Origin of the sequence: Nocardia ninae NBRC 108245 (assembly GCF_007990755.1) — a bacterium.
GTDB lineage: Bacteria > Actinomycetota > Actinomycetes > Mycobacteriales > Mycobacteriaceae > Nocardia > Nocardia ninae.
On record NZ_BJXA01000005.1, the window covers coordinates 122,922 to 148,227 of the forward strand.

The following is a 25,306-nucleotide window of genomic DNA, read 5'->3' on the forward strand; positions in this document are numbered from 1 at the left end:
CCATTGACGGATCGATGACATTTGCCGAACGAGAGCACGAGCTGGATCGCCGAGGAAGGCTAGCGCACCTGTCCCCAAAAGGACAAAACACCTGCGCGCGGCGGCCGTCACCGGCGAAGCCGCAGGGCAGCAGCCATTTTCCCAGCTCAGCGCCTGATCAAAAATCGATCGGAGATTCTTCCATCCGAACGTACTCGGGTAACGAAGACACTATCGACGCCTGCCACTGACGGTTCTCGGCATGGTCAGCGTTGGACGCCCAACCGGGTTGTTCCCGCCATCTGGAGTTCTCGTAACGGGGCACCGACATTTCAGACTCGGCGTCGGATCGACCGCACGAAAACTGACCGGGTGGCTTGAAAACACAGGAAACGAAAGGGAGAACATGCTCGCACCGCTCCTCACCGCCGTCGTTACCGCCCTCACCTCGGGCCTCACCAGCGTCGTAACCGCGCTTCTCGGCGGCTGATTCGACACGGTCCGGGGTGGCGGCGAAGCCCACCCCGGACCGGCGAACGCCGCAGACCTTCGGTGACCACTACCGGCCTCGAGCCGAGCAGAGCAATGTGAAGGTGGAGATAGTGCGTCGAATGCTGTTCTCCAGAACAGATATTCGGAGACTAGGGACAATCGTCGCAGGTGCGGCCTTCGCCATGCATACCGGAGTCGGCACCGTCACGGCTGCGCCCGCGCCCGGCCAATCACCGCGCTGCCCAGCCCTGTACGCCATCGGCGTACCCGGCACCGGCGAATCCGCTCCGGACGCGAACCCCTCCGCCGACCACGGCATGCTGTCGGCGATCTTCCGGCCGATGCTGGCGGCCGAGCCGGAACGGGTCGATCGCGCCTATGTCCCCTACGAAGCAGGTTTCGGCGGTGCGGTGCCGGGCGGCCAGGTCCCCTACTCGCAATCGGTCACCGGCGGTTTGCAGCAGCTGCGGACGATGACGCAATCGGTCATAGATCGTTGCCAGGACACCCGTTTGGCCTTTGTCGGGTACTCCCAGGGCGCGCACATCGCTTCCTTGTTCGCCCAGGAAATCGGGCGCGGCGAATCCCCCGTGCCCGCCGACCGGATCGCGGGCGTCGCCTTGCTCGCCGACCCCACCCGCTACCCCGGCGCACCCCTGTTCCCCGGCGCCGCGGGCAAACGCGCACCGGATCCCGCACCCGGCACGGTGTCCACCGGCCTGGCCGCGCTGCAGGCTCAGCCCGCGCCCGCCGCAGGCGGTGGCATCGGGCCGTTGCGCGATCTCGCCCCTGACTTCGGCGCGCTCACCGGCCGGGTCGCGTCGTTCTGCATCGATGGCGACCTCGCCTGTGACTCCCCCGCGAACGCCCCGATCCTGCACATGATCACCAACATCGCCGGCCAGGCGCTGCTGCCCTTGGACGACCCGCTGACCGCGCTGTCATCGATCACCGACGCGCTGGCCGCCACCGTCGGCAAAACCGCGACCGACGTGGTCGACAAGGACCTGCACGGCTTCACCCCGGGCAGCCTCGTCCTGTCCCGCGACAAATCGCTGAGCGAACGACTCGCCGAAGCCTCCGACCCGCGCTCGGTGATCGACGACCCGACCGGGCAGGCGGCGGCGTTGCGCATCGCGACCATCACGCTCAATACTCTGACCAGCATCGTCGGTGTCGTGCTGCATCCGGAGGACGTCTGCCAGATCGGTGCCATCGGCGCCACGGATCCGCTGGCCGGCCTGGCCACCCTCGGCGCCAAGATGTTCGCCGCGATGCCCAAACGCTCCGCCGCGCCGCGGTTCACCCAGGTCGTCACCCAGGCGTTCAACTCCATCGGGCGCCTGGTCAGCGACAATGTCGAACTCGTCGACACCGAGGTGTGGGCGAAGTATCAGGACGCGGTGACCCGCCACGGCGCGTACGCCGTCACCGCGGTGGACGCCGACCGCCCCTCGGCGCAGTTCATCGCCGATTGGTTCGTCGAACTCGCCCGAGCGCTACCGGTGCCTGCCGAACCCGAACCTGTTCTCGCCCAGCCCGACAGCGTGCTCGTCACCATCCCTGATCCTGAAGTTCGGTCGCCCGCCGCCGGTAGTGCCACCAAACCTGCTACCCCGCAGCGGAAGCCGAAAAACCCCGCCGTCGAGGTCGGCACCGGTGCGCAGGTGGACACCACTGATCCGTCGCGTGGTCGCATCCGGCCGGAATCCGACGAGGCGAAGACCAAGCGTCTCACCACAAGTCGGCACCTGGTCTGGGCGCTGCTCCTTTCCGAAAGCGCCTGCTTGCTCTACTCGGGTCGCCGAAGGATCGTCCGCACCGGGTGGGAGACCGACTTTCTTCATGAACGACAGCAGGCAGGTCCGATCGCATAATCGGCGATGCGGACCTGCCGGTGTCGGATGAATCAGTAACGCAGGGAGATCACTACACCGCCCCGCTCGGCTTGGCCTTGGGCATGTCCCCCTCGAGACCCGACTCGGGGCCGAGGAACATATCGAGCCACTTGTCGACGGGTATGCCGCCGAGGCCCAACTCCGCACCGCCATTCGGTGGCCGGAGGAAACCCCGCAAAGCGGAGTTGAGTGTCGCCGCGAGTTCGGTATCGACGGCGGCGGGTTCGTCGCCGGACTCGCCGCCCTTACCCTTCCCCTTCCCCTTTCCCTTGCCCTTTCCCTTGCCTTTTCCGTTGCCTTCCTTGCCACCCTTCGTCTCCGGCTCCCCGGCTGTCTCTGCCACGGTGTCGAAGTTGTGCGCCAGGGTGGTCGCGTTCGCCGTTGTACCCGAATCTTGTTGCGGAGCGGCATTTGCCGCGCCTGCGGCAACGGCGAGCGTCGCCGTGACAGCGAACAGGCCGGTCACCGCGGCGATCGCAGTTTTGTGAAACATAGGCAACCCCTTTGTCGTAGCGAATGCGATACCTGCGGCCGACACCTGAACGACACGTGTCGGCACTACGACATATTCGGATCGGCGGCGGTTCTGGATCGGAAAGTTCGGCGCGAATTGTCGCCGCGACAGCAAGATTGCCCGATAACGACCGATGAGGCCCGGGGGAACCCCGAGCCTCATCGGACTGTGTACAGCGATAGTGAGCCGCAGGGGCGACCACGACTCACTCTGCGGAACTGTCCCGAACTTCATGGGACTCGACAAGATTAGCGACCCGATCGCAATCCCGTGGCGATTCCGGATGGAATGATGCGCTGACCGCGCCGATCCCCGATAAACGCAACCTTGCATTCGATAGAAAGTGACACGCCCGCGCGCACAACCGCTTCGGGTGGATCGGTAACGGGAGGTAGTCCGATCCCGAAGCACGGTTACCTCCCCGCTTTTCCGCGGGGCAGGAGTAATGAGGACGGGCCCGATGACAATGTACGGTTCTGGTTCGACACCGACGCGGCGATCTCGCCGTACCGCCTGGCTGGTCGCGGTGGCGCTCGCGGTGACCGCGCCGCTGGTCGTGCCGCCGCAGGCGAGCGCGCAGGCCGTGGTCGATCACATCACCCAGCGCACGGACCGCTGGCAGGAGGTATTCGTGCGGTCGCCGGCCATGGGCCGCATCGTGCAACTCGATGTCCTGCTGCCCGCGGACCGTACGGCAGCGCGCCCCACCCTCTATCTGCTCGACGGGAACGGGTCGACCGAGACTCAGCCACTGAGCACCTGGACCATGCGCACCGACATCGTGAACTTCTTCTCCGACAAGGAGGCCAACGTCGTGATGCCCGTGGGCGGCGGCGGCACCTTCTACACCGACTGGCTGAAAGACGATCCCACACTCGGGCACAACAAGTGGGAGACGTTCCTGACCGAGGAACTGCCACCCCTGATCGATAACCTGCTGCACGGCAACGGAATCAACGCCATGGCCGGAGTCTCGATGGGTGCGCAGGCCGCGACCACGCTGACCTTCCGCCACCCCACCCTGTACCGGGCGCTCGCCGCCTACAGTGGCTGCCTGTACTCCAGCAACCTCGGGCAGGCCACCGTCCGCACGGTCGTTGCCGACAAGGGCGGCAATGCCGACAACATGTGGGGCGGTGTCGCAAACCCCGAGTGGCCCGCCCACGACCCGATCCGGCACGCCGAGGCCCTGCGCGGCAAACCCATCTACCTCTCCACCGGCACCGGTGTCCCAGGACCCTACGACCTCGCCTTCGACCCGAGCTACTCGTACCCCACCGACCTCACGGCCGCCATCGCCATCGAGCAGGTCGCCCACGAATGCACCCTGCTGTTCGACGCGAAGCTGCGCCTGCACCGCATCCCCGCAACCATCCGCTACAACACCCCCGGCACCCACTCCTGGCCGTATTGGCAAGATGCCCTGCATGATTCGTGGCCGACCCTCAGAGCCGGTCTCGGTATCTGACCGACCTCGACGGGTACGGGTCCGCGCTATGTCCTAACGGTCGTGCCCGGCCAGCTTGTCGTAGGCGGCACAGGCGGCGAGCAGGGCTTGGTGGGTGTCGACCTGGTGGGGCAGGTCGTCGCCGGTGCCGATGTCGCGCCAGTCGACCCAGGCGCGGGCCAGCTCGTCGACCGCCTTGCCGACGCCGTCGATGCCAGGGGCCGCGGCGGCGATTCCTTCGATCAGGTAGCGGCGCAGGGTGCGCGCGGCGCGTTCGATCCCGGGGCCGTTCACCCGGCGCGCGGTGGGTGGGCTCGCCTCGATCGCGGCGCGATGGCGGTGGATCCACTCGTCCACCGCGGCGAGCAGGCAGGCGGCGCGCAGGATCGGCGCGGCCGGATGTCGTTCGGGGACAACATCATGCATCGCGTCCAGCAGTTCGCGGGCGGTCGGCAGGGCAGGCGATGGCTGCTCTTCCCGGGACGGTCGGTCGGGCTCGGACATGGTTCCGACTCCAGCTACTCGGCGTTCGGCAAACGAACTGAGGCACGTGACGGCTCGGCACGACCGGCGACCAGGACGCGATCGACGCGGTCTGCCGGGCGGATCCTCTTGCTTGCCTACAGAATCGCAGTCCAGGTAATGCGCTGTCTTGGGCTGTGCACCAAGGATGGATCCGTAACTTGTTCTCCGACACAGCCATTCGATATGCCGATCAGCCTGGGCGGTTCCCCCGTCGAGGTAACGACTCGATCCAGGCCCGGGGCAGGGGACGACCTCGTCGGGCTGCCCTCGCGTAGAGCTGTGCGAATCGCTGTCCAGTGGGCTGCCCAATTGCCTTCGGCGTGTCGGCAAGCGGGCGGCAACAAGCGCTGGATAATTCGGAATGTGGCATTGGTGACGATGCGTCGCAGGTCCGCGCTGGCCCTGGCGGCAGGCCTGTCACTCGGCCTGCCGGCACTGAAGCATGCCGCGGCCACCGGACCGGTGGTGCGGTACACGATGACCGCGTTCACCCATTCCAGCGAAACCGATCTGTACGTCTACGAATCGACCGACGCGACAAACTTCCAGTTGCTGCGCGGACCTGCCTACCGTCCGCCGACCGGCCTGCTGCGCGACCCGTCCCTCTTCCGCCACGTCGACGGCGTCTACTACCTGACGTACACCACCGCGTGGGAGGGCCGCACGATCGGCTTCGCGCGCAGCGACGACCGCGTCAACTGGACGCACATGTACGACTACGAGGTGGCGGACCCGAGCGTCACGTCGACCTGGGCGCCGGAATGGCTCGTCGACGCGCAGGGGAACGTCAATGTGCTCGTGTCGCTGTCGGACGGGTGCCGGTTCACGCCGCATCTGATGCGGGCCGAAAACCGGGAACTGAGTTGGTGGGGTCCGCTCACACCGCTGGCCGGGCTCGGTCCGCCCGCCGGCTACCAGACCCCCGTCGATCGCCCGACCTGTGACCACTTCGGGTACGGCTACATCGACACCACCGTTGTGCACCACTACGGCCGCTACTTCGCGTTCACCAAGAACGAAACCAGCAAACTCGTCGAACTCGCCGTGGCCGCCGACCCGGCGGGCCCGTATGTGTTTGTCGCAACCGGAGATTGGGCGCGCTGGGGCGCGCCGCGCGAAGGTCAGTGCGTCATTCCCCTGCCCGGCGGCGGCTGGCGGATCTTCTTCGACGACTACAACGAGGACCACCCCCGGTACTTCTACAGCGACAGCCGCGACGATTTCCGAACCTGGTCCGAGCCAACCGAACTCCCCCACCTGTCCGGCACCGTCCGCCACTTCACCGTGTTCCCCGAGACCAGCCTGTAAACCCCGCTCGGCGCTGACCACCGACGGGCAGATTGCCCGAACATAACCAAAGAGGCCAAACCGGCCCAGGAATGACCTGAATTAGGGTTACGGTGAACCGCGTCACCGACGAGACTTGTAGTTGCATCCGGCGCCGGGCGCTTTGCTCCCTTATCTCGGGTACGCGCAGAACGACCGGCCTCACCCAGAGGATCTGGCTGGTCGCTGGCGCCGGATGCACCTCGACCGTCGCTAGGGAAGGCCTACCTTGCCCACGCAATCGGAACACCGATCGATGGGGGACGCGCGGTTTCGCGCGTGCGCTATGCAGCAGAATCTTCGCAGTGAGGCACGAGCCGGTCGCATTTGCCAGGCGCATGCGCCGGGCCGCGCCGACCGCGTCACGTGACCGTGCAGACCGCCGACGGACCGAGGCCATGGGCGATGTGCGGCGAAGGTGGCCGCCGCCCGCTCCTGCCCGACTGGCACGAACTGTCCGCCGCGTTGCGACTCCAAACCGGGGACCGTCCGGGCGACCACCTGGTCATCCAGCTGGCTCGGGCGTTGGCGCAGTTGCACCACACCCGCCGCGCCCAGCCGGATCGTCTGGTGGAAATCGACTGCCGCCGTAGCGAAGTCGTCACCGTGATCGATGATTGGGTGGCCAAGCAGGTCCCGCCGCGGCGGACGCAAGACCAGCAGGCCGAGTCCCTCGGGAGCACCATCGACCGGATGGCCGCCGCCCAGATCCTCGCCGACCATCTGCTGATGACCGCAGAGAACGTGCCCGAACAGCGCGTGCACGCGGCGTGGTCCCGGCTCGCCGCACTCGCCAACCAGTGGACCGATCTCGCGCACGACATCGAGACGCGCCGACCACGATCGATCGGGCGTCGCTGAGTTGTTGTGCCGGAACCTGTCTCGGCGCTATGTGGGAATGGTCCAGAGGTAAGCCGATATCGGCGGCAGTTCCGTGGTGTCTTCGAGGGGATCGACGCGTAGTAGGCCGATGAATTCTTCCACCGACGTATAGCGCGCCAAAATGTCCTCCAGCAAGCGGCGCGCGGCTTCCTCCGGTTTCATGAGCCGGTTATGCCCACGGGTCCGAAATACAAACTGACCAAGTGGTTTCTTTTGATGCTCGATAGTTCGCTGATCGCCGATCCGTTCATTACGGCCTCCACGTGTGGGGTCACTGCTGATCGGATGTGCCGAACGACTACGGGAAAGATTTGCCGAAACGAGGCTTACTCAGATTACCTATCCGGCGTGCCTCCGGCCGTAACCACGCAGTGTGCGTCGCGTAATCGAATGCGCCGCGCCCTGACAGCCCGGGCAGCAGAATGAGCGTTATGACTGCCTTGGATCAGGAAGCCCTCGACTGGCTCGTCCAGTTCGGGGCACAGGCCCGCAGCGACGAGCAGACCCAGCAGCTGGTCGATCTGGTCGACGGCCGGATCAGTGCGGTCAACGCGCAACTGCCCGGTGACGCCGAACTGGCCGAGCAGTTGCATGCCGCCACCCGCTCGCACTGGCGCAGCTTCCTGGCCATGGTGAGCCGGGAGGTGTTCGAGGTGCACCCGCCCGCGGAGGTACTCGCGCTGTCGCGGACGGTCGCCCGGCGCGGCTTCGGCATCGACGTGGTGATGCGCACCTATCGGGTCGGGCAGGCCATGCTCTGGCAGTACATCACCGACTTCCTGAACAAGGCGATCGAGGACGACCAACTCCGCAGCGCCGTGTTGCTGCTGTTCTGGGATCGCGTGCTCGAGTGGACCGACACCTGCGTGGAGGCCTCGGTCGCGGTGTACACCGACGAGCGTGAGCAGTGGCAGCGCGGCGCGCTGGCCCGGCGGTTCGGGCTCGCGGGTGCGCTGCTGCGCGGCGACGCGGTCGACGTCGATCAGGCCGAGACCCAGCTCGGGCACTCGCTGCGCCGCTACCAAACCGCGCTGGTGCTGTGGACCGACGAGTCGCTGGCCACCCCGGATCCGGTACGCACGCTGGAGAAGTTCGGCAACGACATCGCCACGCTGCTCGACGCGCCGCGACCGCTGATGCTGTCGTCCGGGGTGCGTGGCATGTGGGCGTGGCTCGCCACGGCGGGCGTGCCGGACCTCGCCGCCCTGCCCGTGGCCGGGCAGCCGGGCCTGCACGCCGCTGTCGGAACGTCGGCACCGGATATCGCCGGGTTCCGGCAGAGTCATCGCGAGGCCATCGCCGCACAGCGGGTGGCGATCGAAACCGATTACGCCGCAACGGTGATCCGCTACAGCGACGTCGAATTGGTCTGCCTCACCACCGGTGACGGCAGCGTCGAGGCGATGCGTGCCATGGCGACAAGGGAATTGGGCGCACTGATGAGCACCGACGAGACCACCGCCCGGTTGCGCGAAACACTGCTCGCCTACCTGGCAGGCGGCCGCAATGCCCCGGCCACCGCGCAACAATTGAACGTGCATCCCAATACCGTCCGCTACCGCATCAACCAATCCGAGGAATTGCTGGGACATTCCATCGAAGAGCGGGCCACCTATATCGAATTGGCGCTGCGCTGCGCACAAACCTATGGCGACAAAATCCTGACGCCCCAGCCGGACCGCGCGATCGCCTAGACCACGCAGACCGCCGAACACCCCATGACTGGGGCAGTTCATCCTCGGTCGTCGGCATCGGCGAGAAAGTCTTGGATCAACGCGGTGACAACGGCGGCTTGCTCCAGAACGCAGCAGTGCCCGGCATTTTCGATGATCTCGAACCGTGCCTTGGGAATCAGCTCCGCGAGCCGCGACGCCGCCCGAATCGGCGTCACCACGTCGTCGCCGCCGACCGCGACCAGGGTCGGCGCGGTGATCGCGGTGACCTCCCGGTCGGCCGGATCGCGACCGATCACCCCGAGTATCGCTCTCCTGGTGCCCACGCTGTCGACCCGGTCGAGCCGCTGGGCCCACTCGGCGACGGTGTCCGCGGCGGCGGGATCGGCCAGGAACGCAGGCCCGAACAGCAATCGCGCGAGCTTGCCGCGCACCGCGTCGACGCCGAGAAAGCGCATCGCCCAAGCGAGCCGGGTATATCTACCGATCCTGCTCGGGTCCTCGGGGTCGGCGCTGGTGTCCAACAGGGTCAGCGACCGCAGCAGCTCGCCGTGCCGGGCGGCGACCCGCTGGCCGACGCAACCACCCATGCCGATGCCGACCCAATGCACCGGCGCGAGACGCAGTGCGCGGATCAGCCCGACGGCGTCGATTGTCAGCGTGTCCATGTCGTAGCCGTCCGGAGTAGGCTGTGTGCCGCCCTGACCGCGCCAGTCGATGGCGATGCAGCGGTAGTGCTCGCGCAGTGCGTCGATCTGTGCGCGAAACATCCAGCCGCCGAACAGCAGACTGTGCCCGAAAACGATGACAGGACCGTCGGATCGGCCGTTCGGGTCGCCCGTGTCGGTATAACCGATCGGTACGCCGCGCACGTCGATCGTACGAATGATGGTGGACAGCATCGGCACGTCTTGCTCCTCGGGAATGGCATCGACCGAAACCGGGATAACGCACCTGTGAGCCTGGCAGCGGAGCCGCTGCCGAGTCTTGGCACTGTCACCAAGGCTGTCGCCATAGGTTGTCATCCAGCACAACCCGGCCCCGCGCAACCGGCCGCCGCGCGGAACAACATTCGAGCAGCCACCGGCCGGCTGTCCAGGGCAGAAAGTGTTGGAATTGTGCAATGTGCATAGTCCAGTCGGCGGCGAATTAGAACTTTTCCTCTGGACCTCCAGCAATCTTTAGCATTTGCTGTTACTTAGCCTTACAGAAATTCTGGTGGGTTACGCGCGGCGCGCCGTTCACCGGCACGCGGTCGTGGCCGGAATACTTTTTCCGCCCGGCAGATCCCTTCGAAGGATCTCATCAGCACCGCTCACCAGCGAAAGAAGCCGCAATGAATACCGTCATCCCCGGCAAGCTCGGGCGATTCCGCACTGCGGTTCTCGTCGCCCTCATCGCGACCGCCATGCCGGTTGCTGTCGGAATACCGGCAATGGCCGCACCGGCCGGGCAAAACTCAGTCGCGCAGCAGGTTCCGGTGCAACCACCGCTGCCGTTCCCGATTCCGCCGTCCCCGCCGGAACTCGATCCGGCGTTCTACGCACCCCCGGCCGAGGTCGTGGCGTCGAAGCAGCCCGGCGAGATCATCGCGGCGCGCGCGGTGCATCTCGCGTTCTACTCGACCATTCCGTTCAACATCGACGCGTGGCAGTTGTCCTACCGGTCGACCAACACCAGGGATGAACCGATCGCCGCGGTCACCACGCTGATGAAGCCGCGCGGCGACAACGGTGGCGTCCCGCGCCCACTGCTGTCCTACCAGTTCCCGCAGGACTCGAACGCCCAGTACTGCGCGCCATCGTATGTGCTGCAACAGGCTTCGGTGCCGGGCAATATCACCGGCCAGTTCGACATCCCGTTCGAGTTCGTGCTCCCGCTGACCGGGCTCGGGGCCGGCTGGGCGGTGGCGATGCCGGATCACGAGGGCCCCAACTCCGCCTTCGCCGCCGGTCCGCTCGGCGCGCGGATCACCCTCGACGGCATCCGGGCCGCGGAGAACTTCGAGCCGATGGGCCTCGGACCGCAGACCAAGGTCGGGCTGGCCGGGTACTCCGGCGGCGCGATCACCACCGGGCACACCGCCGAACTGGCGGCGTCCTATGCACCGGAGCTGAATATCGTCGGGGCGTCGGAAGGCGGCGTCCCCGCCGACATCAAGGCGATGTACCAGATGGCCAGCGGCAATCTCGGCTCGGGACTGATCTTTTCGGGACTGCTGGGTGTCGAGCGGGAGTATCCCGAGCTGGCCGCGTACAACGCCCAGCACATGAATGCGTTCGGCAAAGCCTTGGCTCCGGTGAAGAACTCGCTGTGCCTGTACTCCGCGGCGATCTTGCCGTTCATGAATCTGGAAGGCGGCCTTTACGATTCACCCAACGCCTTGAACGATCCCGTGCCCACCAAGGTGTTCGACGCGCTCCGGATGGGCCATACGGTCCCCGACATGCCGATGTTCATCTTCAACTCCAACCCCGACTGGATCGCGCCGGTCGGTCCGGTGAACGCGCTCGTCGACCAGTACTGCCGCGACCCGAAGGCCCAGGTGCAGTACACCCGCGACCACTTCAGTGAACACATCACGCTCGAAATCGACAGTCTCGCACGGGTATTGCTGTGGCTGAAGGAACGCTTCGACGGCGTCCCCGCGCAGACCGGCTGCGCCATCCACGACGAGGGGTCGATGGCTTTGGATCCCGCGAGCTGGCCGCTCTGGCTGCAAGGTGCGGGCACGCTGCTCGCCGGTCTGGTGCAGCAGCCCATCGGCAGCCGGTAGCCCGCGTCAGAAGAGGGTCATCGGGTCGGTGGGCGCCGGCTCGGGCAGCGGTGCGAGCTCGGGCAGCTCGGCGCGCACACCCTCGTGGAAGCGGCGCGCGAGCGGTACGCCCTCGGCATTGTCCGGGGTGTGGATGAAGACGGTCGGCGATCGGCCCTCGCGCAGCCACTCGACGACCGTGCCGATCCACGGCTGCCAGCCCTCGACCGTGCGCTCGGTCGAGTCGCGGCCGTGGTAGCGGACGATCGGGAACTCGGTGAGGGCGCGGGTCCGGCGCGGCACCCGCGGCTTCTTCGACCACGCTTCCTGCTCCGCGGCGGTGACCGGTAGTCCATCGAAAAGTGTTGTGGTGTCGAAGGGTATCCACTCGGCGCCGACCCGGGCGAGCACGCTTTCCAGCTGCCGGGCGGCTTGCTCGTTCTCGAAGAACGCCCGATGCCTGACCTCGACCGCCGAACGGTACTGCTGCGGCAGCCTGCGCAGGAACAGCGCGAGCGGGCCGAGATCGTTCGGGCCGAACGAGGCGGGCAACTGCACCCACAGGGCGTGTGCGCGCGGTCCGAGCGGTTCGATCGCTGACAGAAACGCGCGCATCTCCTCGTCGACCCCGGTCAGCCTGCGCTCATGGGTGACGGAGCGGTGCAGCTTCACCACGAACCGGAACTCGGGCGTGGTCTGCGCCGCCCACGACTCCACCGTGCGGCGGGCCGGTATCGCGTAGAAGGTGGTGTTGCCCTCGACCGCGTTGCACCGGTCGGCATAGGCGGCCAGCCGATCCCCCGAAGACGGTTGCCATTCCTGCCATGACGGGTGCGTCCACATCGCACAGCCCACGTGAAGCCGCATGCCAGCGACGGTAGTACAGCGCCGTCGTGCGTTTCGACCGAGCTCCGTGGCGCCGGACCATAGCGTCAGCCGGGAATGAATGGGCGGGTCGGTTGGTAGAACAACACATGGAACTCGACGACGCCGCTCGTGCCCTCATCGGAGCGGGGGCCGACGCCACGCTGGTCACCGTCAACCCCGACGGCAGTCCGCACGTGAGCGTGGTGTGGGTGGCGCTGCAATCGACGCCGGAGGGCGACGAGCTCGTCACCGCCCACCTCGGCGAATACAAGAAGGTGCGCAATGTCCGCCGCGACAACCGCGTGGCGGTGACCATCCTGTCCCCCGAGCGCGGCGAGATCATGCGCCCATACCTGTCCGTCACCGGGACCGCGCGCATCGTCGAGGGCGGTGCCCCCGAGCTCCTTGCCGAGCTGGCTAAGACCCTGGCCAGCCCCGACGCCGGCTTTCCGCCGCCCGACGCCCCGCCCGGTCTGCTGACCCGCATCCGCATAGAGAAGGTCGGCGGCATCGGCCCCTGGGCCTCCTGACCCTCGCACCGCACATCCGGCCGGGCCCGCACGGGGCTCGGCCGGTTGTTTTCCGGCGGCCGAGTTCGGCCGACGACGGAATGTGACGTTGTACCGAGTGGAAGCGGAATTCGGGCGAATATCCGTTCGGGTGCTTACAGTTTGAGTAACGCAGTAGCGGGCATCCGGCGTACGCGGGGATGCCCGCGTAATGTACCGACTCCGAGGAGATCGTCCGACCGTGGTTCGTTCAGACAAGTTCAGAGCTTCGCAGAAAGTATCCACGCATAAGACTGCCCGATCGGGTCCCGCCGTCGTGTGGCCAGACCCGAGCCCACTCGCCTCCTGGTGGCAGCAGGTGATGCAATCCGGGTCCGGCGAGCGCGCGAGCGCCTTCGAGGTCGCGCGATGACCGACGGCGAGAACTGGGTGCACGGCACCGTCCGGTGGTTCGACACCGCCAAAGGATTCGGCTTCCTCGAATCCCCCGAATACCCGAACGGGGTCTTTGTGGAGTATTCCAGCATCGACTCCCCCGGCTTCAAAACCCTTTCTGCGGGCCAGCCCGTAGTTTTCACCTGCGAGCTGCGCCCGCGCGGCGTCGAGGCCACCGCGGTACGCCCGATGGCACTGTTATCCACCGCTGCCGCATAATCCCGCACAGCCCTTGATGTCTCGCATGCCCCACGGTCGTGGTGTGCGACGCATCAAGCGAGGGCGAGCACTTCGGCGCCGATCGCCGCGGCCGCGGGCACGATGCCGGAGAGCGCGCGCAGATGCGGAGTCAACGCGAGGTCGTTCAGCATCGACTGCGCGGCCTGCACTCGCATGCGTGCGGGGATCGGGTCCCAGTCCGGGTGCACCTTGCGCAGCAGGTGCACCCACTCGGCGATATAGGCCCGCTGCGCGGCCTTCGCGCGGGCGCGGTCCGGGCCGGGCAGGTGCCTGGCCTCCGACACGAGAATCTGCATGAGATAAGGGTTTTCGAAGACGAAAGCCCCGTAGCCCGCGAGTAGGCGTTCGAGTCCATCGCGCGGGTCGGCGGCGTGCGCGAGAGCACGATTCAGATCGATGCGGAGCCATTCGTCGCCACGGACGATGCCCGCCATGAGAATGTCCGCTTTCCCGGCGAAGTGGTTGTAGACGCTGGGCCCGGCGATGCCGACGGCGGCACCGACCTCGTCCACGCTGACGCTCGCGAAACCCCGTTCGGCGAACAGCGTGATCGCCTCGGTGAGGATCGATTCCCGCCGAGCCCGCGCAGCCAGCGGCACCGCCACGGCAGGCGGATCCGATCGCTGCCCCAGCTGCGGCACCGGCGCGGCCAGCACCGCGCCGACGAGTTCGCCGAGCAGCGTGCCGAATTCCGGCTCGGGCAACGAAAGCCCATGGAAAGACACGCTATTGGCGACGGCCAAGGCACTCCAGGAAAGCAGGTCGGCCGCCGCCGTATCCAGGTCGGGGCGGCGCGCGGCGACGACCTCGGCCAGCCGGGCCCCGATCTGCTTGGCCTGCTGCCGAAACGCGGCCCGATCGTCGTCGGACAGGTGCCTGGCCTCGCGCCGCCACAGCACCCCGACGTCACGGCGGGCCAGCACGGTCGCGGCCAACGTGCCCGCGATGTCGGCGGGCTCGCTCGCCGCCGCATCGAGCGCGGCCGCGAATGCGGTCAGCGCCTCGTCGACGACGGTGGCCAGCAGGTTCTGCTTGCCACGAAAATGCCGGTACAGCGCGGACGGTCCGATGGCCACCGCCTCGGCGACCGCACCCATGCCCACATTCGCGTATCCGTTGCGGCAGAACAGTTCCGCGGCCGCCGCGACGATCAGCGCCCGCCGATTCGCCGGCCGGGTGCCACGGGCCGGCCGGACCACGCCCGGCCCGTTCACCATTCGATACCGCTCCCTCAGGAAACTTGGCTGTCGCTGGGATCCCAGTACTTCTTGCGAAGTTCGCGCTTGAGGATCTTACCGGCGCCCGATATAGGCAAAGCGTCGGTGAACTCCACCGTGCGCGGGGTCTTGTACCCGGCGATCAGCGCCTTGCAGTGCGTGCGCAGCTCCTCCTCGGTGGCCTGCGTGCCGGGCAGCAGCACCACCACGGCGTGCACGCGCTCGCCCCATTCGGGGTCCGGCACCCCGATCACCGCGCAGGCGGCGACCGCGGGGTGCGCCGCGAGGGCGTTCTCCACCTCGGCGGAGTACACGTTCTCGCCGCCGGTGATGATCATGTCCTTGATTCGGTCGACGATGAACACATAGCCGTGCTCGTCCATCCGGCCGCCGTCGCCGGTGTGCATCCAGCCGTCGCGCACGGCGGCGGCGGTGTCCTGCGGCCGGTTCCAGTAGCCGAGCATGACGTTGTCGCCGCGCACGACGACCTCGCCGACCTCGCCACGCGGCACCTCGTTGTCGTCGGGGTCGACGATGCGGACCTCCACATGCGGCATGGCGCGACCCGCCGAACGCCGCAGCGCCGGATCGTCGTGGTCAGCCGGGGACAGCAGCGTCGCGACGGGCGCCAGTTCGGTCATGCCGTAGGCCTGGGTGAAGCCCGCGGCCGGGAAGACCTTGCGGGCTCGGCCGAGCACCGCCTCGGCGATCGGCGACGCACCGTAGGTCACCGTCTCGACGCCGCTGAGGTCGAAGTCCGCGACGGCCGGATCGTCGACCAGCAGCTGGATCATGGTGGGCACCAGCAACAGATTGGTGACGCCGTGTTCGCTGATCGCCCGCATGACACCGGCCGGGGTGAACATCGGCACGATCACGTGCGTGCAATTGACCAGATTGCCCGCCGTCAACATGGCGATATCGGCGAGGTGGAACATCGGCGCCGCGTGCAGCACGGTGCCGCCCCGGCTGACGAACTCGCCGCCCGCGGTGCTGCCGAGCGCGGAAATGATCATGTTGTCGTGGCTGAGCATCACGCCCTTGGGATGCCCGGTGGTACCGCCGGTGTAGAAGACCCCCGCCAGGGTCGCGTCGCCGGTTCTGGTGTCCTCCGCGGGTGCGTGCTCGGCGACGAGGGTCTCGTAGTGCAGTGCGTCGGCCGGTGGTTCGCCGTCGCCGCAGAAGATCACCGTGGCCAACTCCGGAAACTGTTGCCGGAGTGCGGGAATCATGGCGGCGAAGGCGTCGTCCACCAGCAGCGCCCTGGTGTCGGATTCGCGCAGCGAGTAGCCGATCTCCGCCGGACTCCAGCGGATGTTCACCGGGTTGACCGCCGCCCCGATCCACGGCACCGCGTATAGATATTCGTAGTAGCGATCGGAATTGAGCGCCAGCATGCCGACCCGATCGCCGGGCCGGACCCCGAGCGCGGCCAGCGCACCCGCGAATCGCGCTATGCGATCGGCCGATTCGGCCACGGTGCGCACCCGGTCGCCGTAGATCGTCAGCGGACGATCCGGGCTCTGCTGCAGGTTGCGGTGCAGGGATTGGGTCAAATACATTGCGGGTCCTAGATGTTGAAGCCGCCGCCGCAGACCAGGGTCTGCGCGCTGACATAGTCGGACTCGGGGATACACAGCAGGTACACCGCGCCCGCGGCCTCGGCCGGCGTGCCGCCGCGCCCGAGCGGCACCATCTGCTCCATGGCCGCGAGCAGGTTCGGGTTCACGCCGACCTTGATCTCCTTGCCCTGCACGTCGATCGTGCCGCCGGTGCCCGCGGGCGTCTCGGTGAGTCTGGTCTTGATCAGCCCGAACGCCACCGCGTTCACCGTGACGTTGTAGCGGCCCCACTCCTTGGCCAGCGCTTTGGTGAGCCCGAGGATGCCCGCCTTGCCCGACGAGTAATTCGCCTGTCCCGCATTGCCGCCCGTGCCCGCCAGCGACGAGATGTTCACGACCTTTCGGCACGGCACCGGTTCACCCGCGGCCTTGGTCTGCTTCACGGCCGCCGCGATCACCGGCTGCGCCGCGCGCAAGATCCGGAACGGCGCCTTGAGGTGCACGTCGAGGATGGCGTCCCACTGTTCGTCGGTCATCTTCTGGATCACCGAATCCCAGGTGTAGCCCGCATTGTTGATGATGATGTCCAGGCCGCCGAATTCGTCCACCGCGGTCTGCACGAAGCGTTCCGCGAACCCCTCCTCGGTGACGCTGCCGACACACGAAACCGCCTGCCCGCCCGCGGCTTCGACCGCCGCGACGGTCTCCCCGGCCGGCTCGGCGTCCAGATCGTTCACCACGACCCTGGCCCCCTCGCTCGCCAGCTTCAGCGCGATCTCCCGTCCGATACCGCGGCCGGAGCCCGACACAATGGCGACCTTGCCATCCAGAGTTCCCATGTGCTGCTTGTCCTTTTCCGAGGTTCCATCACGGCAACTAGCGGCCGTTCACTTATTGAACAGCAGCGCGGTGCAAGCAGGAGCAAAATGGACAAACACACTGGTCAGCGAGGTTCATTTCGCTATTGACGATTCACTTACCCAGGGGCAGACCGCCCCCGTAAACGACCCGAGCCCCCGCATCTCTCGTCGAGATGCGGGGGCTCGCGTCATGTCCGGCGTCAGGCGTGCGGCGGCGTGACCTCCCCGACAGCAGACCCGGAGCCGTCTTCGGCCCTACTGAATACCGGCTGATGATGTACGTCACTGCTCTCGGCAGGCGTATACACCTGAATGGGAATGGTGTCATGGCTGAACAGCCCGGACCCTTGCCCGCTTTCCTGACTCATTCGTCGAGCCTCCTCCGATCGGCCGCGAATAGCCAATCCCCTCTATTGAACCTTGTCCGCGGCGCAGACCGCGCATGATCCCGCTCGAACTGGGATGTTGTCGTGTCCGGAACGTCGCGATTCCGCGCGGCCACGCCCCGTTGTTCCGGCGGCCGCCCGCTGTTGACCTGGCGGTATCGGAAGCGCTGGTAGCGTCGGACCAAGAATCTCGTCGGCCTTTCTCATCGGCCGACCTTCCAGCTCGGTTCAGCTGAGCAACGCCGATCGCTCCCCGTGTCGGAGGCCCGACCGGGCTTCCCTGCGCCTGCGCAGCCGATCCATCCGAAGAGGACCAATGGCCATCACCGACATTGCTGTGTACGCGCACCTGAGCAAGGAAGACATCGAGGCGCTCGGTACCGAACTCGACGCCATCCACCGTGACGTCAGTGAATCGCTCGGCGGCCGCGACGCCGCCTACATCCGGCGCACCATCCGGTTCCAGCGCGTCCTCGACACCGCCGCGCGGCTGCTCATCGCGGTGAACCGGAACAAGGCGAGCTGGCTGCTCGGCACGGCGGCGCTGGCCGCGGCCAAATGCATCGAGAACATGGAGATCGGGCACAACGTCTCGCACGGCCAGTGGGATTGGATGAACGACCCGGAGATCCACTCCAGCACCTGGGAGTGGGACATGGTCGGGCTGTCCAGCCAGTGGAGGTACTCGCACAATTTCCGCCACCACCTCTACACCAACGTGCTGGACATGGACGACGACATCGGCTTCGGCGTGATGCGGGTGACCAGGGACCAGCCGTGGCAGCCGAGCCATCTCTTCCAACCGGTGCAGAATCTGCTGCTGGCCACCACCTTCGAGTGGGGCATCGGCCTGCACGGGCTGTACGCGGACCGGGACCGCTTCGAGACGAAGGCCGAAAAGTCTGCTGTGACAAAGGCTTTCCTGAAGAAGATTTCCCGGCAGGCGCTCAAGGACTATGTGCTCTTCCCCGCGCTGAGCGGAAAGCGCTGGCGCCGTGCACTGACGGCCAACGTCACCGCCAATGTGGTGCGCAATGCCTGGACATACGTGGTCATCTTCTGCGGCCACTTCCCCGACGGCGCGGAGAAGTTCACGCCCGCCGCGCTGGAAGACGAGACCAAGTCCGAGTGGTACCTGCGCCAGATGCTCGGCACCGCGAACTTCGACGCAGGCCCGACCCTGGCCTTCGCCAGCGGAAACCTGTGTTACCAAATCGAACACCATCTCTTCCCCGACCTGCCCAGCAACCGCTACGCCGAGATCGCCGTCCGGGTTCGCGCGCTCTGCGACAAATACGACCTGCCCTACACCAGCGGTTCGTTGCTGCGCCAGTACCTGCTCACCATGCGGACCATCCACAAGCTCGCAGTCCCGGACCGCTTCCTGATCGCCACGTCGGACGACGCGCCGGAGACCGCCTCGGAACGCAAGTTCCAGACCGGCACCACCTTCACCGTCCCGGAGATCTCCGGTGTGACAACAGGTTTGCGCACCGCGCTGCACAATGGTCGCGTGCGGCTGGAACTCGAGGCCGGACTCAAAGGGGGCCGGCTGCGCCGGACCGCCGCCCGGGTCCGTTCGAATATCGCGGGGTCGCTGCGCGCTCCGGTGGCCGGCGCCGGATAGGTAATACGGTCGGGGCGTCTCGGCCCGTAACCGGCCGCGCGACATCGGCCCGCAAGCGCCGGACCAGCGCAAACCCGACCTCGGGTATTGATTGCACCCCGGCACCCCCACATCGATATCGCGTCGCCGAAATCCCGCTCGGCCAGCGAAAATCGAGTGCTACCGTTTTGCCAGAGGTCGATCTGTCGACCGGCAGGTACATCGTCCGCACCCTGCGGGCGGAACCGTCCACACGACCGGCCTCCGGGGATGTGGTGCGGTATGACGCCGCTGGACATGGTTCGACTCGACGGCTTGATGGCACGCACCACGGGCTCGCCGAAGATCATGATCGGCCTGATCGACGGCCCGGTGGACACCACGCACTCCGGACTGGCGGCGGCACTGCTGCGCGGACACGCGAACGGTTGCGCGGTCCCCGAAGCCACCGCGTGCACGCACGCCACCTTCGTGGCGGGAATCCTGTCCGGCAGCCGTAATTCACCCGCTCCCGCACTGTGTCCCGGCTGTGCCGTCTATCTACGGCCGATCTTCTCCGATCGAACCTTCGCCCGGCTGCCGTCGGCCACCAACGACGACCTCGCCCGTGCGCTGCTGGAATGTATGGCGGCCGGAGCGGTCGTCGTGAACGTGAGTGCCGGTCCGCCCGCACCCTCGATGGCCGACAACCGGCTGCTCGCCCAGGCGCTCGACACCGCCGCGCGCCGCGATGTCATCGTCGTCGCCGCCGCCGGAAACACCACCGACCTAGGTACCTCGACGCTCACCCGGCATCGCTGGGTAGTACCCGTCGTCGCGGTGGACGCGCACGGGCGGCCTGCACGGCAATCCACCCTCGGGCCGTCCATCGGCCGCAACGGCCTGGCCGCGCCGGGTGGGTTGACCAGCTTCACCGCGGGCAACGGCCTGGCCACGCTCACCGGAACCAGCTTCGCCGCACCGCTTGTCACCGGAACCATCGCGTTGCTGTGGTCGCTGTTCCCCCGGGCCTCGGCGGCCGAGATCCGCGCCGCGGTGCTGGGCCGCCGCAGGCGCGGCGCACTGATCCCGCCGCTGCTCGACGCCGAGGCGGCATACCAGCAGATGAAGGAGTTGATCCATGCCGGATGAACAAACACCACCGGACACCGAGCAGCCACCGGAACCATCGGCCCGGCGCGTTCGGCTACCCGGCTTCGTGGTCAGCGAAGAAACCGGGCTCGGCGACGTAATCAAGCACGTCACAAACAGATTGGGCGTCACGCCGTGCGGCGGGTGCAACCGTCGTGCCGCGGCGCTCAATCGTCGCATCGTCTTCTCACCGCGTCGCTCGTCGCGCGGCTGAGCCCGAATTCCCCCACGCTCCGGAGAGATCATGGATACCGCCCCCGCTACGGCGGAGCTGGACAGCCCCGCCGACACCCACCTCGATCGCATCGAACCCGCGCACACGCCCCATGAGGTCCCGTGCCCGACCTGCTCGGGCCAGACAGCCGCACTGCGGCTGTCCGACGTGTACGCGATCGGCCGGATCGAAGCCCGATTCCCCTCGCTCGCTGTGGAAAAGGAGTTCGCCCAGTCGATCGGCCGCGCCGTCACCGACGGCCAGACCGACCGGGAAACCTTCGCCACCGTGCTGTCGGATCCGGACAACCGCTATCTCGCACGGGCACTGTGCTGGGTGCTGACCATTCGCGAGCTGGAGACCTACATCGTGCTCCCGCGCGATCCCAGCGACCTGGACCGCTTGATCGAGGCGCTGCGCCCCCGTCCCAGTCCCGGCGACCTCGACGTGGTCATCGGCACCCGTGGTCCCTTGGCCGCACCAGCGATGTGCAACGGCTTGGTGGTCCCCGTGGTGCATTTCGACCAGCTCTACTCCTTCGACCGGGCCGAGCTGATGGGTGCGCTCCCGCGCTCCGAAGGGGTCGGCGACGACCAATTCACGGCCGCCGCCGAGCTGGTGCTCGACCGCATCCTGCACATCGCCGACAACGCGGGCGCCACCGACGAGCATCGCGCCCTGAACTACCTCGCGATGCGCTACTCGGAGATATACCGGCGCACCGCAACGCAATTCGAAGCCAACTTCTCGCTGACCGGCGTCGATGTCCGACCGTCTTCGCTGGGCGGCGGCCGGTCCATCGTGGACTGCATCTTCTCCTATACCGACCGGCGCACCTCGTTCACCGAGAAGTACTTCGTCGCCGTCGACGTCACCGAGCGGTTCCCGTTCCTGATCGGCAGCCTCGGCCCCTACTACGACCGCACCAGCACCTACTGAGGAGAGCACCATGAGAACACCAGGATTCACCGCGGAACAGTCGCTCGGCCGCACCGGACGCGTCTACCGGACCGTCGACCGGAACGGCGGTTTCGGGGGAACGAACCTGTTGCCCCAGCAGGATTGGGACGCCGAAGGAGGTGGCGGCGGGACCGAGGCCACCTGTTGCCGCAAGAAATGTCCCGGAGCGTGTCATTGCAGTGGACACCAGGGGCACTGTGACTCCGTGGTCGAGGAGGCGCCGGCCGAGTTCCTGATGGCCGGACCCATCGACAAGTGCGTATCGACCGACGGAAGGTCGCATGCGTACTGCTCGTGCGGTTGCTGGGCAGACGCGCACGACGCAGGGTGCGGTGAGTGCCCGGAGCTGCCGGAGCCGATCTACCTGTAGCCCATCACGCGCTGGACAAGAAGCGCGTCAGGCTCCTTGCCGATGTCGTTTCGAGCGCAACCAGCCGAAGGTCAATTGCACTGCGCGCTGCCAGTTCTCGTACTCGTCCGCGCGGTGGACCGGATCCATCTGCGGCATCCATTGCGCGGCGAGCCGCCAGTTGTTGCGTAGCCCCTCTAGATCCGGCCAGTAGCCGACGGCGAGCCCGGCGGCGTAAGCCGCTCCGAGCGAGACGGTTTCGGCGTTGAACGGGCGCATGACGGGCACGTCGAGGACGTCGGCGACGATCTGCATGAGCAGGTTGTCCGACGTCATGCCGCCGTCGACGCGCAGTGCGCGGGCCTGTAAACCGGAGTCGGCGTTCATCGCGTCGACCACCTCACGGGTCTGCCATGCGGTCGCCTCCAGGACGGCACGGGCGATGTGGCCCTTGGTGATATAGGACGTCAGGCCGGCGATCAGGCCGCGCGCGTCACTGCGCCAGTGCGGCGCGTAGAGACCGGAGAACGCGGGCACGATATAGCAGCCGCCGTTGTCTTGTACTGTGCGAGCGAGGGTTTCGATCTCGGGCGCGCTAGTGACCAGGCCGATGTTGTCGCGCACCCACTGCACCAGCGAGCCGGTCACCGCGATCGGTCCCTCCAGCGCGTACACCGGCTGCTCGTCGCCGATCTGATAGCCGATGGTGGTGAGCAGGCCGTGCGAGGACTGCACCAGTTCGCGGCCGGTGTTCATCATGAGGAACCCGCCGGTGCCGTACGTGCACTTGGTTTCCCCACGCGCGAAACAGGTTTGGCCGAACAGCGCGGCGTGCTGGTCGCCCAGCGCGGCGGCGATCGGGATGCCGGGCACCACCCGGCGGGTCGTGCCGTACGACGCCGTCGAAGGCTGGATGCGCGGCAGCATGGCCGCGGGGATCTCGAAGAAGCTCAGCAGCTCCGCGTCCCAGGTCAGCGTGGTGAGATTCATCAGCAGGGTGCGGCTGGCGTTGGTGACATCGGTCAGATGCAGGCCGCCGTCGACGCCGCCGGTCAGATTCCAGATCAACCAGGTTTCCATGGTGCCGAACAGCACCTCGCCGCGTTCGGCCCGATCCCGCAGGCCCGGAATGGTATCCAGCAGCCAGCGGAGCCGGGGCGCGGCGAAGTAGGTGGCCAGCGGCAGCCCGCAGATCTCTCGAATGCGTTGCGCGCCAGGCTTTTCCTCGAAGTCACGGACCAATTCCTCGGTGCGCGTGTCCTGCCAGACGATGGCCCGCCGGATCGGCGTGCCGGTGCGGCGATCCCACACCACCGTGGTCTCCCGCTGGTTCGCGATGCCGAGGGCGGCGACCTGATCTGCGGTGATACCGGAGTCGCGCAGCGCCTGCGGCACGATCCGGTCGACGTTGCGCCAGATCTCCATCGCGTCCTGCTCGACCCAGCCCGGCCGCGGATAGTGCTGCTGGTGCTCGCGCTGTGCCACACCGACCAGGCGTGCGCGCTGATCGAACAGGATGCACCTGGTGGAGGTGGTGCCCTGGTCGATCGCGAGCACAAACCGCTGCGTCATCCGTGTCCTCTCGTGCCATATATAGGTGTCAATGTCCGGCGCCGAGGTCCCGCGAGACCGCGTGCGCAGCGTCGCGCACCAAGCCGATCAGCGCGGGGCGATGCCGTAATTGCGGGTCGCAGAGCCGGTCGACCGGTCCACTGATGCCGATGGCGCCCACCACGAGTCCGCCGTGCGAACGGATGGGTGCCGCGATGCCCGCTTCGCCGGGCCGGAATTCTTCGGTGTCCCCGGCCCAGCCTGCCTGCCGCACCGCGGCGAGCGCTCGATTGAGGGCGGGACGATCGACGATGGTGCGGCGGGTGAGCGAGGCCAGCTCGCCCCCGCGCACCGTGGCCGCGAGTTCCGCGTCGAAGGCCAGCAGCACCTTGCCGAGCGCGGTCGCGTGCGGCGGCAGCAGTTCACCGAGTTCGAGGGCCTGTTCGGTGTTGTCCGGACGGAAGACGTGGTGCACGACCACGACACTGCCGTCCACCGGCGCACCGATGCGGACCGCCTCGCCGGTGCGTGCCGCCAGCGCATCGGCCCAGTTGATCGCACGCGAGCGCAGCTCGTTGGCATCGAGATAACTGGTACCGAGGTGCAGCAGTGCCGCGCCCAGCTGATACTTGCCGGTCGCCGCGTCCTGTTCGACGAACCCGACGCCCTGCAGGGTGCGCAGGATGCCGTGCGCGGTGGGTTTGGCGAGGTCGAGCGCACCAGCGATCTCGCCGACGCCCAAGCGGCCCGCGCCGCGGGCGAGCAGCCGCAGAATGGCCGCCGCTCGTTCGATCGATTGGATCGGACCGGGCATGAACCGAAACCTAACCTCTCGATTCGACAATGTCGAACATATGGTGAACGGCGAGCAACACATCCGGCGCGCCGGTGTGACGTGCGTCATGTCGACCCCCTCGGGCGCCCGACAGTAGCGGCAGCGGCCCCCCACAACCACCCCGACCGTTCAGCATTGTCGAACGTGCCCTATGTCCGGTTCCTCGATCCGGTCGTAACGTCGAGGTCCGCAGGGTCGCATCGGCGGCCGCAGGGCGAACGGAGACTCAACGGTGAACTTCGGCTCGATCTTCCTGAGTGAAGCACTCGGCACGGGAATGCTGGTGCTACTCGGCGTCGGCGTGGTCGCGAATGTGTTGCTGACCAAATCCAAGGGATTCGACGGTGGCTGGTTACTGATCAACTTCGGCTGGGGCTTCGGCGTGCTGGCCGGGGTGTACGTGGCCTATAAAACCGGCGGCCACCTCAATCCCGCCTACACCATCGGCGTCCTGTTCAGCGGCGCCGATCAATACGGCCCCGACATCGACATCACTGTCGCCACCACCATCGCCTACATCACCGGCCAGCTGGTGGGCGCGTTCATCGGCGCGAATCTGGCCTATGTGGCGTACAAGCGGCACTTCGACGAGGAGACCGACGAGGCGAAGAAGCTGGGTGTGTTCGCCACCGGTCCCGCGATCCGCGGGCTGCGCTGGAACTTCGCCACCGAGGTGATCGCCACCTTCGCGCTCGTCCTGGTGCTGCTGTCCATCGGCCACACCGCGACCGGTCTCGGCCCGCTCGCGGCGGCGTTGCTGGTGGTCGGCATCGGTGCCTCGCTCGGCGGGCCGACGGGGTATGCCATCAACCCGGCTCGTGATCTCGGGCCGCGACTCGCGCATGCGCTGCTGCCGGTCAGCAAGGGTGTGGCCGCCGCGCCGGTTCGTGAGCCCGCGGGTGCGGGTGTTGGCGGGTCTTCCGCCGAACGACTGCCCGAACACACCGGTTCGCCCGGTCCCAATCGCAAGAGTTCCGACTGGAGCTACGCCTGGGTCCCGATCCTCGGTCCGCTGGCGGGCGGCGTGCTCGCCGGGCTGGCCTCTCAGGTCCTTTTCTGAATCTCTTTCTCGCTCAGCAGTTTTTCTTTCGAA

At 67.0% G+C, this 25,306-nt stretch carries 25 protein-coding genes; 14 read left to right on the top strand and 11 right to left on the bottom strand.

The window, feature by feature from the left end; genetic code table 11:
- Window positions 1-653: 653 nt before the first annotated feature.
- Window positions 654-2,348, top strand: coding sequence for a cutinase family protein (locus NN4_RS06470; RefSeq protein ID WP_186818297.1), 1,695 nt, complete (start codon window positions 654-656; stop codon window positions 2,346-2,348).
- Between the two features lie 52 nt (window positions 2,349-2,400).
- Here the strand turns inward: NN4_RS06470 and NN4_RS06475 are convergent, their stop codons facing one another.
- Entirely contained in the window at window positions 2,401-2,862 is a 462-nt protein-coding gene (locus tag NN4_RS06475) for a hypothetical protein (RefSeq protein WP_147129037.1), read from the bottom strand.
- Window positions 2,863-3,343: 481 nt separating this feature from the next.
- Here NN4_RS06475 and NN4_RS06480 point away from each other — a divergent pair, with 481 nt between their 5' ends.
- Complete coding sequence (locus NN4_RS06480) at window positions 3,344-4,351, top strand: alpha/beta hydrolase (protein WP_246180733.1); 1,008 nt, start codon at window positions 3,344-3,346, stop codon at window positions 4,349-4,351.
- A 33-nt stretch (window positions 4,352-4,384) separates the two neighbouring features.
- Here NN4_RS06480 and NN4_RS06485 read toward each other — a convergent pair whose 3' ends face one another.
- A complete protein-coding gene (locus NN4_RS06485; protein WP_147129040.1) occupies window positions 4,385-4,834 on the bottom strand; it encodes a hypothetical protein in 450 nt (149 codons plus the stop codon).
- A gap of 384 nt (window positions 4,835-5,218) precedes the next feature.
- Here NN4_RS06485 and NN4_RS06490 point away from each other — a divergent pair, with 384 nt between their 5' ends.
- Together NN4_RS06490 and NN4_RS06495 are read left to right on the top strand one after the other, a co-directional pair.
- Window positions 5,219-6,163, top strand: coding sequence for a glycoside hydrolase family protein (locus tag NN4_RS06490; protein WP_308633303.1), 945 nt, complete (start codon window positions 5,219-5,221; stop codon window positions 6,161-6,163).
- A 384-nt stretch (window positions 6,164-6,547) separates the two neighbouring features.
- Entirely contained in the window at window positions 6,548-7,042 is a 495-nt protein-coding gene (locus tag NN4_RS06495) for a DUF4254 domain-containing protein (RefSeq protein WP_147129041.1), read from the top strand.
- A 27-nt stretch (window positions 7,043-7,069) separates the two neighbouring features.
- Here NN4_RS06495 and NN4_RS44825 read toward each other — a convergent pair whose 3' ends face one another.
- Window positions 7,070-7,225 (bottom strand): hypothetical protein, encoded by a 156-nt coding sequence (locus tag NN4_RS44825; protein WP_186818298.1) that lies wholly within the window; start codon window positions 7,223-7,225, stop codon window positions 7,070-7,072.
- 269 nt (window positions 7,226-7,494) lie between these two features.
- Between NN4_RS44825 and NN4_RS06500 the strand changes: the two genes are divergently transcribed.
- Window positions 7,495-8,757, top strand: coding sequence for a PucR family transcriptional regulator (locus tag NN4_RS06500; RefSeq protein WP_186818299.1), 1,263 nt, complete (start codon window positions 7,495-7,497; stop codon window positions 8,755-8,757).
- 38 nt (window positions 8,758-8,795) lie between these two features.
- Here NN4_RS06500 and NN4_RS06505 read toward each other — a convergent pair whose 3' ends face one another.
- Entirely contained in the window at window positions 8,796-9,638 is an 843-nt protein-coding gene (locus tag NN4_RS06505) for an alpha/beta fold hydrolase (RefSeq protein WP_222595002.1), read from the bottom strand.
- Window positions 9,639-10,072: 434 nt separating this feature from the next.
- Here NN4_RS06505 and NN4_RS06510 point away from each other — a divergent pair, with 434 nt between their 5' ends.
- On the top strand, window positions 10,073-11,512 hold the full coding sequence (locus tag NN4_RS06510; protein ID WP_246180734.1) for a lipase family protein: 1,440 nt from the start codon (window positions 10,073-10,075) through the stop codon (window positions 11,510-11,512).
- A gap of 6 nt (window positions 11,513-11,518) precedes the next feature.
- On the opposite strand, the gene NN4_RS06515 is transcribed toward NN4_RS06510, so the two are convergent.
- Window positions 11,519-12,358, bottom strand: coding sequence for a DUF72 domain-containing protein (locus NN4_RS06515; RefSeq protein WP_147129045.1), 840 nt, complete (start codon window positions 12,356-12,358; stop codon window positions 11,519-11,521).
- A 107-nt stretch (window positions 12,359-12,465) separates the two neighbouring features.
- On the opposite strand from NN4_RS06515, the gene NN4_RS06520 reads away from it, so the two are divergent.
- Both NN4_RS06520 and NN4_RS06525 read left to right on the top strand, forming a co-directional pair.
- Entirely contained in the window at window positions 12,466-12,888 is a 423-nt protein-coding gene (locus NN4_RS06520) for a PPOX class F420-dependent oxidoreductase (protein ID WP_147129104.1), read from the top strand.
- Between the two features lie 387 nt (window positions 12,889-13,275).
- The gene (locus NN4_RS06525; protein ID WP_147129046.1) at window positions 13,276-13,521 is read left to right on the top strand and encodes a cold shock domain-containing protein; all 246 of its coding nucleotides are present in this window, start codon (window positions 13,276-13,278) and stop codon (window positions 13,519-13,521) included.
- Window positions 13,522-13,574: 53 nt separating this feature from the next.
- Here the strand turns inward: NN4_RS06525 and NN4_RS06530 are convergent, their stop codons facing one another.
- The 4 genes from NN4_RS06530 to NN4_RS44830 all read right to left on the bottom strand — a co-directional run bounded on the left by NN4_RS06530 (window position 13,575) and on the right by NN4_RS44830 (window position 17,549).
- Window positions 13,575-14,759: a TetR/AcrR family transcriptional regulator gene (locus NN4_RS06530; RefSeq protein ID WP_147129048.1), complete on the bottom strand. Its 1,185-nt coding sequence runs from the start codon at window positions 14,757-14,759 to the stop codon at window positions 13,575-13,577.
- Between the two features lie 14 nt (window positions 14,760-14,773).
- Complete coding sequence (locus NN4_RS06535) at window positions 14,774-16,321, bottom strand: acyl-CoA synthetase (protein ID WP_147129049.1); 1,548 nt, start codon at window positions 16,319-16,321, stop codon at window positions 14,774-14,776.
- Window positions 16,322-16,329: 8 nt separating this feature from the next.
- The gene (locus tag NN4_RS06540; protein ID WP_147129051.1) at window positions 16,330-17,160 is read right to left on the bottom strand and encodes an SDR family NAD(P)-dependent oxidoreductase; all 831 of its coding nucleotides are present in this window, start codon (window positions 17,158-17,160) and stop codon (window positions 16,330-16,332) included.
- Between the two features lie 221 nt (window positions 17,161-17,381).
- Window positions 17,382-17,549: a hypothetical protein gene (locus NN4_RS44830; protein WP_186818300.1), complete on the bottom strand. Its 168-nt coding sequence runs from the start codon at window positions 17,547-17,549 to the stop codon at window positions 17,382-17,384.
- Between the two features lie 334 nt (window positions 17,550-17,883).
- Here NN4_RS44830 and NN4_RS06545 point away from each other — a divergent pair, with 334 nt between their 5' ends.
- The 5 genes from NN4_RS06545 to NN4_RS06565 all read left to right on the top strand — a co-directional run bounded on the left by NN4_RS06545 (window position 17,884) and on the right by NN4_RS06565 (window position 21,848).
- On the top strand, window positions 17,884-19,194 hold the full coding sequence (locus tag NN4_RS06545) for a fatty acid desaturase family protein (RefSeq protein WP_147129052.1): 1,311 nt from the start codon (window positions 17,884-17,886) through the stop codon (window positions 19,192-19,194).
- A 261-nt stretch (window positions 19,195-19,455) separates the two neighbouring features.
- Window positions 19,456-20,304 carry a S8 family serine peptidase gene (locus tag NN4_RS06550; RefSeq protein ID WP_147129055.1) on the top strand — a complete coding sequence of 283 codons (849 nt, stop codon included), beginning with the start codon at window positions 19,456-19,458 and terminating at the stop codon, window positions 20,302-20,304.
- Window positions 20,294-20,518, top strand: coding sequence for a hypothetical protein (locus NN4_RS06555; protein WP_147129056.1), 225 nt, complete (start codon window positions 20,294-20,296; stop codon window positions 20,516-20,518). The genes NN4_RS06550 and NN4_RS06555 overlap by 11 nt, the downstream gene beginning before the upstream one ends.
- A 30-nt stretch (window positions 20,519-20,548) precedes the next feature.
- Entirely contained in the window at window positions 20,549-21,457 is a 909-nt protein-coding gene (locus tag NN4_RS06560; protein ID WP_186818301.1) for a cyanobactin maturation protease PatG family protein, read from the top strand.
- 10 nt (window positions 21,458-21,467) lie between these two features.
- Window positions 21,468-21,848, top strand: a complete 381-nt coding sequence (locus NN4_RS06565) for a hypothetical protein (protein WP_147129058.1) — start codon at window positions 21,468-21,470, stop codon at window positions 21,846-21,848.
- A gap of 27 nt (window positions 21,849-21,875) precedes the next feature.
- On the opposite strand, the gene glpK is transcribed toward NN4_RS06565, so the two are convergent.
- Together glpK and NN4_RS06575 are read right to left on the bottom strand one after the other, a co-directional pair.
- Window positions 21,876-23,399, bottom strand: coding sequence for a glycerol kinase GlpK (glpK, locus tag NN4_RS06570; RefSeq protein WP_147129060.1), 1,524 nt, complete (start codon window positions 23,397-23,399; stop codon window positions 21,876-21,878).
- A gap of 28 nt (window positions 23,400-23,427) precedes the next feature.
- Window positions 23,428-24,192, bottom strand: coding sequence for an IclR family transcriptional regulator (locus tag NN4_RS06575; RefSeq protein WP_147129062.1), 765 nt, complete (start codon window positions 24,190-24,192; stop codon window positions 23,428-23,430).
- A gap of 253 nt (window positions 24,193-24,445) precedes the next feature.
- Between NN4_RS06575 and NN4_RS06580 the strand changes: the two genes are divergently transcribed.
- Window positions 24,446-25,273, top strand: coding sequence for an MIP/aquaporin family protein (locus NN4_RS06580; protein WP_147129064.1), 828 nt, complete (start codon window positions 24,446-24,448; stop codon window positions 25,271-25,273).
- The last annotated feature ends 33 nt before the right edge of the window (window positions 25,274-25,306 follow it).

Coding starts and splice junctions, on each gene's coding strand:
- NN4_RS06480 (WP_246180733.1), top strand. CDS start 3,344: ATGACAATGTACGGTTCTGGTTCGACACCGACGCGGCGATCTCGCCGT.
- NN4_RS44830 (WP_186818300.1), bottom strand. CDS start 17,549: ATGAGTCAGGAAAGCGGGCAAGGGTCCGGGCTGTTCAGCCATGACACC.
- NN4_RS06545 (WP_147129052.1), top strand. CDS start 17,884: ATGGCCATCACCGACATTGCTGTGTACGCGCACCTGAGCAAGGAAGAC.
- glpK (WP_147129060.1), bottom strand. CDS start 23,399: ATGACGCAGCGGTTTGTGCTCGCGATCGACCAGGGCACCACCTCCACC.
- NN4_RS06540 (WP_147129051.1), bottom strand. CDS start 17,160: ATGGGAACTCTGGATGGCAAGGTCGCCATTGTGTCGGGCTCCGGCCGC.
- NN4_RS06515 (WP_147129045.1), bottom strand. CDS start 12,358: ATGCGGCTTCACGTGGGCTGTGCGATGTGGACGCACCCGTCATGGCAG.
- NN4_RS44825 (WP_186818298.1), bottom strand. CDS start 7,225: ATGAAACCGGAGGAAGCCGCGCGCCGCTTGCTGGAGGACATTTTGGCG.
- NN4_RS06565 (WP_147129058.1), top strand. CDS start 21,468: ATGAGAACACCAGGATTCACCGCGGAACAGTCGCTCGGCCGCACCGGA.
- NN4_RS06530 (WP_147129048.1), bottom strand. CDS start 14,759: ATGGTGAACGGGCCGGGCGTGGTCCGGCCGGCCCGTGGCACCCGGCCG.
- NN4_RS06510 (WP_246180734.1), top strand. CDS start 10,073: ATGAATACCGTCATCCCCGGCAAGCTCGGGCGATTCCGCACTGCGGTT.
- NN4_RS06555 (WP_147129056.1), top strand. CDS start 20,294: ATGCCGGATGAACAAACACCACCGGACACCGAGCAGCCACCGGAACCA.
- NN4_RS06485 (WP_147129040.1), bottom strand. CDS start 4,834: ATGTCCGAGCCCGACCGACCGTCCCGGGAAGAGCAGCCATCGCCTGCC.
- NN4_RS06550 (WP_147129055.1), top strand. CDS start 19,456: ATGACGCCGCTGGACATGGTTCGACTCGACGGCTTGATGGCACGCACC.
- NN4_RS06525 (WP_147129046.1), top strand. CDS start 13,276: ATGACCGACGGCGAGAACTGGGTGCACGGCACCGTCCGGTGGTTCGAC.
- NN4_RS06470 (WP_186818297.1), top strand. CDS start 654: ATGCATACCGGAGTCGGCACCGTCACGGCTGCGCCCGCGCCCGGCCAA.
- NN4_RS06575 (WP_147129062.1), bottom strand. CDS start 24,192: ATGCCCGGTCCGATCCAATCGATCGAACGAGCGGCGGCCATTCTGCGG.
- NN4_RS06535 (WP_147129049.1), bottom strand. CDS start 16,321: ATGTATTTGACCCAATCCCTGCACCGCAACCTGCAGCAGAGCCCGGAT.
- NN4_RS06520 (WP_147129104.1), top strand. CDS start 12,466: ATGGAACTCGACGACGCCGCTCGTGCCCTCATCGGAGCGGGGGCCGAC.
- NN4_RS06560 (WP_186818301.1), top strand. CDS start 20,549: ATGGATACCGCCCCCGCTACGGCGGAGCTGGACAGCCCCGCCGACACC.
- NN4_RS06500 (WP_186818299.1), top strand. CDS start 7,495: ATGACTGCCTTGGATCAGGAAGCCCTCGACTGGCTCGTCCAGTTCGGG.
- NN4_RS06475 (WP_147129037.1), bottom strand. CDS start 2,862: ATGTTTCACAAAACTGCGATCGCCGCGGTGACCGGCCTGTTCGCTGTC.
- NN4_RS06505 (WP_222595002.1), bottom strand. CDS start 9,638: ATGCTGTCCACCATCATTCGTACGATCGACGTGCGCGGCGTACCGATC.